The sequence below is a fragment of the Thermobacillus composti KWC4 genome (assembly GCF_000227705.2).
In the GTDB taxonomy this organism is placed as follows: Bacteria; Bacillota; Bacilli; order Paenibacillales; family Paenibacillaceae; genus Thermobacillus; species Thermobacillus xylanilyticus.
The window spans coordinates 1,529,043-1,541,306 of record NC_019897.1; the positions used below are offsets into that span (position 1 = coordinate 1,529,043).

Consider the following 12,264-nt stretch of genomic DNA (forward strand, 5'->3'; position numbering starts at 1 on the left):
ATTATATCATGGTTTTGGCAGTTGCGTAACCGACTGCCGGAGGAGGAAGTCAGGATGAAGGTATTGCAGGCGTTGTTCTTTCCCCCGGAGCAGCCGGGCGGCGTTTCCTCCATGGTGCCGTACATCCAGGAAAGGTTCCTCAAGATGGGATGGGACATGGAACTGTTCTACATCCCGAAGCGGGTGCGCGGCAAAGGCAGCGAAGATCTCGAGTTCGCAACGTTCGATGCCGGCGGATTCCGGGGCAATCCCGTTGTCGACAAATATTTGCAGACATGCCGCGACTACTTGTGGTGGACGCGGCTGCGCGTGAACAAGCCGTATGATCTGATTCACGCCCATCATCCGATCCCCGCGCTTGTCATGAAGAAGCTGTTCCCCGACACGCCCGTCGTCATGACGATCCATTCCAGCTACGAGCGCGAGCTGGTCCTGAACGGCCGAATCAAGCCGGACGGTCCCGAGCACCGTTTCCTCACTTCCCTGTACGGGGAGCTGGAAGCGAAGGTCGACCGGATGCTGACCGTGTCGCACTCATTCCGGGATTATCTGGCGCCGCACGTCAAGAATCCTGACGGCATTACGGTCATCCCCAACGGATTCGACGAGAAGAGATTCCGGCCCGTCTCCCACGACAACGAAATACCGCAGCTCATCACCGTATGCCGGCTCGTGCCGGCGAAAGGGCTGGACATTCTGCTCAAGGCGTGCGCGCTGCTGAAACAGCGGGGGCATACGTTCGTCCTGCACATCATCGGCGACGGTCCGATCCGGAAGGAACTGGAGACGATGGCCGCCGAACTGGATTTATATGACGATACGATTTTTTACGGGTACATGCTGCATCCGGAAGAGTTCATGCCGTTCTTCGATATTTTCGTTCTGCCGTCGCGGGCGGAGGCGTTCGGTTCCGTGTTCGCCGAGGCGGCGCTCTGCTGGCTGGCGCTCGTCGGCACGAACGTCGGCGGCATCGCGGAGCAGATCCAGGACGGCGTGAACGGCCTGCTCGTGCCGCCGGATGATCCGGAGGCGCTCGCCGGCGCGCTCGAGAAGGTCGTCTCGGATCCGGGCTACCGCTACAATCTGGCGCGCGCGGCGTGGGAGAAGGCGAAGCGGGACTATTCGCTGCAGCGTGTCATCGCGCAGCTGAAGGAGGTTTACCTCGGCTTGACGCAGACGGCCGGTGCGGCTTCTGAAGAGGAAGGAGAGACGACGTGAACCCGTTCCGGTTCATCCATGCGGCGGATCTGCATCTGGGAAGCCCGTTCAAGGGGCTGGCGGGCGCGCCGGAAGCCGTCCGCCGCGGCCTTGCGGAAGCGGAGTTCGGCGCCCTGCGCCGGCTGACGGACACGGCGCTGAGGGAAGAGGCCGATTTCGTCGTCATCGCCGGCGACCTGTTCGACTCGGCGGACCGATCCCTGCGCGCCCAGGCGGCGCTTCACCGGTCATGGAGCCGGCTGGCGGCCGCCGGCGCCCAAGTGTTCGCCATCCACGGCAATCATGATCCGCTGGGGTTGGAGCGCGCACGGTTCGAACTGCCGGAAGGCGTTCATATTTTCGGCGCGGGCGGAAACGCGGAGCACCGGCCGGCTTACCGGCGAGACGGCAAGCCGGCCGCTTTCGTTTACGGCATTTCGTACGACCGCCGGGCGGTCACGGACAATCTCGTCCCGGGTTACCGGCCGGCGCCGGGCGCCGATTTTCATATTGCGCTGCTGCACGCGAACGTGGACGGCGATCCGGATCACGACGCCTATGCGCCGTGCAGGCTGAGTGATCTGCTCGGCGCGGGGTTCCAATACTGGGCGCTCGGCCATATTCACGGGCGGCGGGTGCTGCACGAATATCCCCATGTCGTCTACCCGGGCAACCTGCAGGGCCGCCATGCCGGCGAGACCGGGGCGAAGGGCTGCTATATCGTCGACGTCGACGCGTCCGGCGGCTTGCGGCTGACGTTCATGCCGCTCGATGAAGTCCGGTGGCTCGCCTGCCGCGTCTCCATCGAGGGAATTGCGGACGAGGAGCGGCTGCTGGAGCGGATGGAGGAAAGCGTATATGGCGCGGCGGCGGCGGCGGACGGCCGCTCCGTGATGCTGGAAATGGTGATCGGGGGGCGCGGCCCGCTGCACCGCCGGCTCGAGAGTCGGAATGTTGACGAGCTGCTTGCAGCCTTGCGCGAGCGGCTCGGCGAGCCGGCGGCCGGGGACGGGTCCGGCTGGGTCTGGGTGCACCGGCTGACGGTCCGAACGGCGCCCGATCTCGATCTCGACCGGCTTGCCGGGGAAGACAGCTTCGCGGGCGAAGCGCTGCGGCTGGCGCGCCGGCTGGCGGCCGACCCCGACGGCCGGGAAGCGCTGCTCAAGGAAGCGCTCGAGCCGATGACGCGGAACGCGCGGCTGCGGCGGCTGCTTGACAGCCGCGGCCTGCCGTCCGCGGACGGCTTGCTCGAGCGGGCCGCCGCCCGCCTCGCGGGCATGCTGGAGCGGGAGGAGGCTTGATCGGCGGGTGCCCGGCAGCTTCGGCCTGCTGTCCGCGGACGGCTTGCTCGAGCGGGCGACGCCTGTCCCGCGGGCATGCTGGAGCTGGAGGTGGGCTGGGCGGCTTTTGGCATGGAGTCTCGGTTTTAGGTGCCGATCCAATGTTAGCTCGTAGGATGCGCTCCATGAAATCAAGGGCAAAAATGCACCACATGGGCGGAAAATTTGCCGGAATGGCTTGATGTGGTGCAGATTTGGGTTTGGTTCTTTTTATGCCATCGGAAGCTGCGGCACAGGAGGCCGGGGGGATTTTGTGTTGTGGCTGGGGATGTCGGCAATGCCGTTTGCGGCAGCTTGCGATGAGATGCGGAAGCAACGGATATATAGCATTGGGATGCTTGCCGGCTTGTGATGCGGCGGCAGTTGATGATTGACCGGCATGTAGTCAACCGTGCGGCGGCTGTGTTGGTGAGGCAGCACAAGCGTGTCGGATAGCGGCAACCGATTTGGAGGCAGATGCGGAGGGAGACGGCGTGAAGATTCGGTCGGCGACAATCGACGGGTTCGGCAAGCTCAGCGGCATCACACTCGACCTTGACGCCGATGCAGTCATCCTCGAGGGGCCGAACGAAGCGGGCAAGAGCACGGTGCTCGGATTCGTGCGAACGATGCTGTACGGTTTCGCCACCCGCGCGAATATGCCGGAGCGGCAGGAGCCGGTGTACGGCGGGCGGCACGGCGGCCGGCTGGCGCTCGTCTCCGAGCGCCACGGAGATTTGGTGCTGGAGCGGTATGCCGCAAGCGCGGGCGGCAAGCCGGTGCTGCGCGGCAGGCGGGGGGACGAGCCCGAAATTCTGGAGCAGCGGGAGCTCGAGCGGCTGCTGCTCGGCGGGCTGACCGGCAAAGTGTACCGCCAATTGTTCGCCGTCGGCCTGTCGGAGCTGCGCGACCTCGGCGCCGTGCAGGGCGAGGAACTGGGCCGATTCCTCTATCACGCGGGGATGGCGGACGGCAGACGGCTGGCCGAAGCCGAGCGTGCGATTCGCGAAGCGATGGACAAGCTGTACAAGCCGCGCGGCACGACACAGCCGATGAACCGGCGGATCGCCGAGCTTGAACGGATCGAGCGCGATCTGCGCGCGCTGCCGGACCCGGTCGCCCGGTACAACGAAGCATCGGAAGCGCTGGAACGGACGGAGGCGGAGCTTCGCGCGCTGGATGCGCGGCTGCCGGAACTGGCCGCCCTCAGGGGCGAGGCGGCGCGCGCCTTGAACATGCGGGCGAAATGGCTGCGCCTCCGCGAGCTGGACGCAAGGCGCGCCGCGCTGCCCGATCCCGGGCGGCTGACTGCCGACGCCGAGACGAAGTGGCGAATGTGGGCCGCCGAACGAGACCGGCTGGAACGCGAACGGCTGCGTCTGGAAGCGGCGCTGCGCGAAGCCCGGGCTGAACGGGAACGGTTGGTCATTCGAGGGGATTTGCTCGGGCTCGAACCCGAGATCGAGCGGCTGCTCCAGTCCGCCGAAGCGATGCGCGCGCTGGAACAATCGTGCGCCGATTGGCGTGCGGAACGTCGTCTCGAAGAGGAGCGGATGAACGCGCTGCTCGCTTCCGCCGGAACGGGGTGGACGGCGGAGCGGCTGCGCGGCTTCGCGGCCGGCGTGGCGGAACGCGATCGGATTCGCGCGTTCCGCGCCGAGCTGGGCGAGGCGGAGCGCGAAGCAGCGCGCTGCGCGGAGGCCGAACGTCAGATCGGCGAACAGGAACGCGAAGCCGCGGCGGAAGTTGCGGCCGCCGAAGCGGCTGCGGGGGCGGAGAGCGTCCGGGATGAGGCGGACGATCCGTTCGTCCCGAAGACAGCCGATGCGCTGCTTCGTGCGTGGGAACATTTCGAGGACGCCTGCCGCGCCTGGGAGATGGAGGCCCTGCGCGTCATGGGCGAGCAGCGCGCCCGCTCGACTCGCACGGCAAGCCGGCAGGGTGATGCCGGCGGAAGCGGCGCCGCCGCCGCGCTCGCGGCGGCGCTCGGCGCGGCGGGATTTGCCGCCGCGTATGCCGGCGCGCACGCCGCCGGCCTGGATGGCGCCGCCGCCTGGGCGGCGGGCGCTGTCGGCGCGGGGCTGGCCGCGCTTGCCGCGCCGCCGCTGGTTCGGCGGGGCATCGGGCGCGGGCGCGCGGGCGGGCCGCAAGCGGGAGAGGCGCTTGCGGCAGCGCGGCAGGCAGCCGCATACGGGCAGCGCGCGGCGGATGCGCTCGGGGCGCTGCTCAAGCGGCCGCGGGAGGCGGCCGAGCCGTTCGCGCCCCCCGCGCATGGCGCGCTGCCGGGCGAGGCGCAGCTCGCCGCTGCGGCTGCGGTGCGCAGCCGGCTGCAGCGCGCCGTGCAGGCGCGCCTCGATGCGCTGCGCGAGCGCGGCCTCGCGGCCGAGCGCGCGCTCGAGCACGCACGGCGGCTCGAGCGGATTCGCGCGCTGCGCGCGGAGCGCCGGGCGGCTGCAGCGGCCGCAGCCGCCCGGCTGGATGCGCTGCGCACGAGCTGGCGAAGCTGGCTCGAGAGCTGCGGACTGCCCGGCGGTCTGTCTCCCGAGGCGGCGCTGGAGACGCTCGACCGGCTGGAGATGGCCTCCGGCCATCTTGCAGTTATGGACCGCCTCGATGCGAAGCTGTCCGAGGCGGCCGGGCGGCTGCGTGCGCACCGCGCGGCGGTGCGGGAGCTGTGCGTCGCCGATGATGCGGCAGCGCGGCTCGCGGACGACGACCCTGCCGCCGCGCTGGAGTTGCTCCGCGCCGCCATCCGGCGCGAAGCGGAAGCTGCCGCTGCGGCGGCCGCGCTGGAGGCGCGGGTGAAAGAGCTCGACTTGCAGCTCCGGGAGACGAACGCGATGCTGGCCGGCCATGCGGATACGGCCCGCGCCTGGTTCGAAGCGGCAGGCGCGGCGGACGAGCAGGCCTACGAGCGATTGCTGGCGGACGCGCGCGAAGCCAGGCAGCTGGATGAGGAACGAATCCGGATCGAGGTGGAGCTGGCATCCGGTCTGTCTGAAGAAGATCGGGAGCGGATGGAATCGCTGCTTGAACGGCATGACGAGGACGCGCTGCGCGGCCTTGCCGAGCGGACGGCGGAAGCGTGCCGCACGGCGGAGGAAGAGCGGGCGCGTCTGCTTGAGCTGCGCGGCCGGCTGAGCGAGACGCTCGAGCGGCTCCTTGCGGAAGACGTGCGGCGGCCGCTGCTGAACGAGCGTGAAGCGGTCATGGCGCAGCTGGCGGATGAAGCGGAGCGCTTCGCGGAACTCGCGGTCATGCAGGCGCTCATCCGCCGGACGCGCGAGACGTTCGAACGGGAGCGCCAGCCCGCCGTGCTGCGCCGCGCATCGGCATACGCGGAGGCGCTGACGAACGGGCGGTACGTGCGCATTGCCGCGCCGTTCGGCCGTTCGTCGATCGAGCTGGAATCGGCGGAAGACGGCCGCATCATCGACGCCGCGTTTCTCAGCCGCGGCACCGCGGAGCAGATCTATCTGGCGATCCGGCTCGCACTGGCCGACGAAGTCGAGACGGAAGAACCGCTGCCGATGCTGCTGGACGATCTGTTCGTCAATTTCGATGACGCGCGGCTGGACGCGGCCGCCGGGCTGCTCACGCGCATCGTCCGCGAGCGGCGGCGTCAGCTCATTTTTCTGACCTGCCACGCCCACACGGCGGAGCGGCTGGCGGGCAGGATGCCCTTCGCGAAACGCCTGCGTCTCGGATAGTCTTGCAACTTGCGAAGGCTGACTGCACCAAAGCAAAAGCTCGACAACTCCAGCGAGCCCTGTACCTTGCAGCCAAGGAAAAGCCAACGAGGCGGTTCCATGCGCTGTATGACAACCGCTTCATCAAGGAGACATGCGGGCAGTTGAAGAATGGCACGTATCGGCCGTAGCCGGTTAAGCGTGTGGAGATTCCGAAGGGGGATGGAAGAACAAGACCCCTGGGCATCCCGACGGTGCGGGATCGGCTGGTTCAGATGGCGGCAAAGATCGTACTGGAAAGCATCTTCGAAGCGGACTTTCAGGATGTCTCCTACGGATTCCGCCCCAAACGGAGCGCCCATGACGCATTGAGGAAGATCATGGACACCGTGAACAATGGTCAGGTGTACTGGGTGGTGGACGTCGACATCATGGGGTACTTCGACAACATCTCGCATGAGAAGCTGATGAAACTTGTGGAGATGCGGGTGTCAGACCGAAAGATGCTCAAACTGATTCGCGGGTGGCTGAAAGCGGGGGTCATGAAAGATGATCAGTTTCATGAATCCGAGATCGGGAGCCCGCAGGGCGGTGTCATTTCGCCGCTGTTGGCCAATATCTACCTGAACTGCCTCGATACCATCCGGGCAAGGCGATTCGCCCATTTGGGAACATTGGTGCGATATGCGGATGATCTGGTTAGGGGCGGCCAACCGATTTCTGGCGAAGATCGACTGGTACCTCATCAAGAGGCTCATGATCTTCTGCCGGAAGAAGTACAAGAAGTGGTCGCTGAGACGATCCCGCTTCTACGAGATCCTGAGGGAAGCCAGACTGCGGTCCGCTACCACGTGGCGAAGTACGTATTGCGCAAGGTGAAGAACGTCGGAAAGCCGTATGAGGGAAAACCGCTTGTACGGTTTGATGAGGAGGGGCTGGTCCCCCAGCCCTTTACTCTACATCGCAGGGCAAGCGCGGACAGATACAGGGCAGGGGCCTGTCAAACGGAAGAGATGGCGCTGTTATGGCGGGGACGGCACGGCGATTCGTGAAGACGGTATGGGGGATAGCAGGTGTGGACGGCATGGCGATATCGCGTGGACAATACGGCGGTATAGCGGCGTTGGACGGCGCGGCTGATATCGCGGGGGCGGCGGCAAATACGGCGGGACACGCGTGAACCGCTTCCCGCCCGCCGCAGACTGCCATGCCCCCGGCCTGCGAGCCGATCATGCCCCCGACAGGCCCGGCCTGCGGATGATCTGGTACAGCCATCCGAGGCTGAGGGCGCCGAACAGCGGATACAGCGTCGAGAGCAGCGGACCGAAGCCGATCTGGCTGCCCGCCCAGCAGACGGTGAGCAGACCGGCGGTGATCGCCTGATCCGGCCAGCCGAGACGGGCGCTGAGCTGCAGCGTGAGGCCGTATATGTCGCACAGCAGCGTTGTAAAAATCTCGGCGAAAATCAGAAACGTGTAAATCCACTGCAGCAGAGAGCCGAGCTCGCGGGCGATGCCTCCCATCGGAATGTCGAACTGGGCGATGCCGGGCATCCGGGCGGCCAGCGCGATATGGGCGACGAGCAGCATCGCGCCGATGCCGATGCCGCCGAGCCACGCGCCGGCGATGATCGTCTTCCGGTCGCCGATGCGGCTGCCGATCGGCACGAGCACCGCCTGGGCCATCGACAGGTTGAACGCCGCATACAGCAGGGGGGACGCCCAGGCGGCAAGCTGCGGCGTGTCGTTGCGCATCGTCAGCCAGCGATCCGCGCCGGGTCCGTGCATGGTGTCCCACAGGATGAGCAGCGTGAAGACGAGCATCGCCGGCACAATGATCGAGTTGACGGCGAGCACTGCGCTCATGCCTCTCCGGAGCAGAAGGAAGACGAGGAAGATGGTGACGAGCAGTCCGGTCTGGTAGGAGATGCCGAGATGTTCCTTGAAAATCGCGCCCGCGCCGGCCAGCATGACCGCGTTGACGCCGAGCAGCACGACCAGCATGAACCGGCTGGCCCAGGTTCCCCAGCGCTCTCCGAACAGCGCCTGGTTGAGGCTTTCGTAGGAATGGGCTTTGATGCAGGCGGATGCCAGCATCATGCGGGCGCCGATCCAGACGAACAGGACGGATGACAGCAGGATGCCCGCCGTGCCCCAGATGCCGTACCGGGTGAAAAATTGCAGCACTTCCTGTCCCGTGGCGAATCCGGCGCCGACGATGGTGCCGATGAAGGTGAAGGCGATTTGGATTGCTTGGACCGCTCTCATGGCGAAGCCCCCGTCCCGCAGGAATTGCGGCGGCCGAGAGGAAATGGCGCAGGAGTTCAGCCGGTGCGCAGGAGATCAGCCGCTGGAGGGCTTCCGGCGCATTTCCGCAACGGTGCCGCCTTCTCATGTGTATGCGCGGAAGCGGACAGGCATGACGAGCCTTCCGTCAAAAAAACAAAGCCCCCGGCAGAATCGATGCCGGGGCTTTCGTCTCAACGCTCCTTGAACAGCAGAACCGATGCAATCTTTTTCGTATTCGGGTCAAAATCGAATTTGAGCGAGACGCCGTCCCGTTCATAAAGCAGCACCGTGTCCGATGCATGGGACGGTTCGCCGAGGGCGTTCATCGTCTCATCGGCGGTGTCGCCGACGGCGAGTTCTCCGATGCCGGTCGCCACGTTCGCGCCGCTCACTTCGACGAACTGCACGCGGCCGTTCTCACCGACGCCGACCGAGAAACCGTCATATTCCAGAACCGTCATCGGCGGATCGGACAATTTGTATGTATCTGACGGATCGCCGAAGAGTTCCCGGACATCCGCTTCCCGCTCGCCGATGGCGATGCCGTGAAGCGCAGGCGGTTCCGCGTACCATCCATTCGCGTCCGGCTGGCGATGTTCGTTGTCCCGGCCGGCGGCGTTCGGCTCCACATTCGCGGCATCCGATGCGTCTTCCGCTGAAGCTGTACCGTCGACCGCTTCCGAATGCGGCGTCGTCTGACCGGCGGAAGCGGATGCGCCTTGATCCGAACCGCCCGCCGGATCTTCCGAGACGGCGCCGGGCGCCTGCTCCGGCGTCCGCTCCGTCCGGCCGGACGAACCGTGCCCGCCGCATCCGACGAGGGCGGACGTGGCGGCAATGCAAAGCGTCAGAAGCGCGGCCGATTTCGCGAGCGTACCGATGCGGCGGTTGCGCATGGTCCTCATCACCTTTCCCTATCCTATACATGTAGACGATTCAGAACCGGAAAAAGTTTCAACAAAACCGGCAATTCGGATCATCTTTTGTTGCGCCGCGGATGATCCGTATGATAATTTTAATGACATAGATCTAACGGCAGAAGGAATGGGATGCCATGGAACAGTTGAAACAGCGGATACTCGAGGAAGCTTCCATTCTGTCGACGGACGTGCTCAGACTGGATCGGCTGCTCAACCATCAGGTCGATCCGGAGCTGACGATGGAGATGGGGCGCGAATTCGCGCGCAAGTTTGATGGGGAAGGCATTACGAAGGTCATCACGATCGAAGCGTCGGGCATCCCGATCGCGTTCGCGACGGCGCTCACGCTGGGCGTGCCGCTCGTGTTCGCGCGGCGCAAGAAGACGCTGCTCGCGGAGCCGGACGCCTACAGCGAGCGGGTGCCTTCGTTCACAAAGGGTATTGTGACGGATTTGATGGTGTCGCGGCAGCTGCTCTCGCCGGACGACGTCCTGCTGTACATCGACGACATCATCGCCAACGGCGATGCGGCGAAAGGGCTGATCCGCATCATCGAGCGCTCGGGGGCGAAGCTTGCCGGCCTCGGCATCGCCGTCGAGAAGACGTTTCAACCCGGCGGCCGGCTGATCCGCGAGCAGGGAATCCGCGTGGAATCGCTCGTGCGCATCGCTTCGCTGGCGGACGGAAAAATCGCGTTCGAATGACGGCTTCTGGCAGCGATGCCTGCCACCTGTCTCTTTTCCTCCCGGTTGAATTATTTTATAATAGTCAAAAGTGAGCGAAGGGAGGCAGAAGGATATGGAGAAGCTTGAGCTGCCCGTTTCATTCTTCAAGTCGAAGTTGTCCGATGCCAAGACACATTTCGAACGCGCTCTGGATTGCAAGCATACGGAATTTGACGATTTGTATCCCTATATGATCGAACATCCGCAATTTTTCTGGTATAAGCGCTATGTCGCATGGTCGGAACTGCTCACCGTCGTGAAGTTGTGCGAGGAGCTCGGCATTCCGTGGCGGGAAGAATTCACGCAGCGGCAGGCCGGTTACATTGAAAACCGCGTCATGTCCTCCCGGGTGCTTGACGAATGGTACGAGCGGAATGAGTCGCCCGAGCATGTCGGGCACCAGCCGGAATAATCCATCTGTAATGATCCCGAAATGGACCGAAGCGGGGCCGTCCCTGCCGCGGTCCATTGTTGTACATGGAAGGAGGATGAAGAAGCCGTGATGACGGAAGCGCAGCTGGATGCTTACCGCGTCGCCGGAACGACGGTGCGGGTCGTGCGCGACGCGCTGGAAGCAAACGACGTCATCGGCATCGTCGTCGCCTGGGATGAGCGTGATGTGCTGATCCGCAGGCCGAACCGCAGAGTGGTGAAAGTGAGCCGCAGCTACCGGATCCAGCCGGCGGACGAGCCGCGCCTCGATCCGCTTGCGTAAGTTCCGGGGCAATTCCGGGCAACAAAAAACTCCAGGTTCACCTGGAGTTTGCTTGCCGGTTATGGTGCGGTCGAGAGGACTTGAACCTCCACGGTATTGCTACCACTAGAACCTGAATCTAGCGCGTCTGCCAATTCCGCCACGACCGCGTTTGCTGTTGTTCAGTTGACTGACGATGTTCATCTTAGCATGCGAGAGCGGCGCTAGTCAAGCCGCGTGTACAAAGTTCTAATTTTCAGTCAAAAAGTGGACCGCACGGATTACCCGGCGGTCCACAAATATTGCCGGATGCCGGCCGCGACCGCTTCGGCCAGCCGTTGCTGCCAGCGGGGATCGGTCAGCTTCGCGCGATCCGCCGGGCTGCTCAGGAACCCGAGCTCGACGATGACCGCCGGACGCTTCACCAGGTTGAGCAGATAGTACGGTTTGCCGACCCTGGGAAGCCTGCGGCTGCCGTATTCCCGGTTCAGCGCATCCTGCAGAAAGGCCGCAAGCAGCGCGCTTCTTCCTTCCTCCTGGTGCAGCACGAGCGGTCCGCTGGCCGATGGTCTTCGGGACCAGTTCACGTGCAGGCTGACAAGGAGCTGCACGGCGATTTCGTCCGTCAGCCCCCGGCGCTGCGACAGGTCCCGTTGATGCCGCGAGCGGGAAGGATGCCACCGGTTCTCGTCGCTCAGCGCGTAGTCGCCGGTCCGGTTCAGAACGGCGGGAATGCCCTGGCTGCGCAGAACTAGATAGAGCCGTTTCGCCACTTTCAGATTGATGTCTTTCTCAAGCACGCTGCCGTAATGCGCGCCGCCGTCGATGCCGCCGTGTCCCGCATCGATCAGCACTTCGGCCGTGGGCAGCGCGCGCTCGTATCGCGGCGTGTCCGATGCGGGGGAAGCGGGGCTTCCCGAGGCCGCGCGGGGAGCGAAAGCGGCGGCCAGCAGCGCCGCGGCGGCAGCCGCGCATAGCAAGGCTTTCGTGTTCATGATTCTGACCTCCGGCGCGTTTAAGTGCGGATGCAGGTTAGTTTTGCCGGCCCGGCGGTCGGCTTATGCGGGTTTAACGCGCGACGGCTCCGGCCATAATGAGCATGACGCGGCATGGCGACATGCCGGACCCGTCGTCATGGCCGACTCCGGCCTGCGGCGGGACATACGCGTTCGGAGGGAAGCCCCATGGCGAAAGACGGCAAAGAATACGTCGCGTTCGTGGCGGACCGGATCGTCCGCTACATCGAAACGCCGGCGGATGAGCGCCGGCGCATGCGCCGGGACGCGCGGAGCCGCCGCGACCCGTTCCTCGCGCGCTGGTTCGGCTGGGCGTTCTACGGCTGGCTCATGCAGCGGCGCGCAAGGCGCGTGGACAGCCGCACCGGCGCGGATGAAGCGGCGGCGAATCCGGCTGCAGATTCCTGACGTTATGC

At 65.1% G+C, this 12,264-nt stretch carries 11 protein-coding genes and 1 tRNA gene; 8 read left to right on the forward strand and 4 right to left on the reverse strand.

The genetic code is table 11. The features are described 5' to 3' along the window. Positions 1-54: 54 nt before the first annotated feature. The 4 genes from THECO_RS07120 (at position 55) to THECO_RS07140 (ending at position 7,257) form a co-directional block, all read left to right on the forward strand. Positions 55-1,218 carry a glycosyltransferase family 4 protein gene (locus THECO_RS07120; RefSeq protein ID WP_015254372.1) on the forward strand — a complete coding sequence of 388 codons (1,164 nt, stop codon included), beginning with the start codon at positions 55-57 and terminating at the stop codon, positions 1,216-1,218. Further along, positions 1,215-2,498 (forward strand): metallophosphoesterase family protein, encoded by a 1,284-nt coding sequence (locus THECO_RS07125; RefSeq protein WP_015254373.1) that lies wholly within the window; start codon positions 1,215-1,217, stop codon positions 2,496-2,498. The genes THECO_RS07120 and THECO_RS07125 overlap by 4 nt, the downstream gene beginning before the upstream one ends. A 512-nt stretch (positions 2,499-3,010) precedes the next feature. Beyond that, positions 3,011-6,226 (forward strand): AAA family ATPase, encoded by a 3,216-nt coding sequence (locus THECO_RS21975; RefSeq protein ID WP_015254374.1) that lies wholly within the window; start codon positions 3,011-3,013, stop codon positions 6,224-6,226. Positions 6,227-6,459: 233 nt separating this feature from the next. Next, positions 6,460-7,257: a reverse transcriptase domain-containing protein gene (locus THECO_RS07140; RefSeq protein WP_052835853.1), complete on the forward strand. Its 798-nt coding sequence runs from the start codon at positions 6,460-6,462 to the stop codon at positions 7,255-7,257. Positions 7,258-7,434: 177 nt separating this feature from the next. On the opposite strand, the gene THECO_RS07145 is transcribed toward THECO_RS07140, so the two are convergent. Then, complete coding sequence (locus tag THECO_RS07145) at positions 7,435-8,472, reverse strand: YkvI family membrane protein (protein ID WP_015254375.1); 1,038 nt, start codon at positions 8,470-8,472, stop codon at positions 7,435-7,437. A 212-nt stretch (positions 8,473-8,684) separates the two neighbouring features. Further along, positions 8,685-9,389: a hypothetical protein gene (locus THECO_RS20495; protein WP_052835854.1), complete on the reverse strand. Its 705-nt coding sequence runs from the start codon at positions 9,387-9,389 to the stop codon at positions 8,685-8,687. A 158-nt stretch (positions 9,390-9,547) separates the two neighbouring features. On the opposite strand from THECO_RS20495, the gene THECO_RS07155 reads away from it, so the two are divergent. The 3 genes from THECO_RS07155 (at position 9,548) to THECO_RS07165 (ending at position 10,853) form a co-directional block, all read left to right on the forward strand. Next, entirely contained in the window at positions 9,548-10,117 is a 570-nt protein-coding gene (locus THECO_RS07155) for a xanthine phosphoribosyltransferase (protein WP_015254377.1), read from the forward strand. Between the two features lie 94 nt (positions 10,118-10,211). Further along, a complete protein-coding gene (locus THECO_RS07160) occupies positions 10,212-10,550 on the forward strand; it encodes a hypothetical protein (RefSeq protein ID WP_015254378.1) in 339 nt (112 codons plus the stop codon). A gap of 90 nt (positions 10,551-10,640) precedes the next feature. Next, entirely contained in the window at positions 10,641-10,853 is a 213-nt protein-coding gene (locus THECO_RS07165) for a hypothetical protein (protein ID WP_408646080.1), read from the forward strand. Positions 10,854-10,915: 62 nt separating this feature from the next. Here the strand turns inward: THECO_RS07165 and THECO_RS07170 are convergent. Both THECO_RS07170 and THECO_RS07175 read right to left on the reverse strand, forming a co-directional pair. Continuing rightward, positions 10,916-11,002: transfer RNA gene (locus THECO_RS07170), tRNA-Leu, on the reverse strand. Between the two features lie 111 nt (positions 11,003-11,113). Continuing rightward, the gene (locus THECO_RS07175; RefSeq protein ID WP_015254380.1) at positions 11,114-11,827 is read right to left on the reverse strand and encodes an N-acetylmuramoyl-L-alanine amidase family protein; all 714 of its coding nucleotides are present in this window, start codon (positions 11,825-11,827) and stop codon (positions 11,114-11,116) included. A 189-nt stretch (positions 11,828-12,016) separates the two neighbouring features. Between THECO_RS07175 and THECO_RS07180 the strand changes: the two genes are divergently transcribed. After that, positions 12,017-12,256: a YqzE family protein gene (locus THECO_RS07180; RefSeq protein WP_015254381.1), complete on the forward strand. Its 240-nt coding sequence runs from the start codon at positions 12,017-12,019 to the stop codon at positions 12,254-12,256. Positions 12,257-12,264 lie beyond the last annotated feature (8 nt).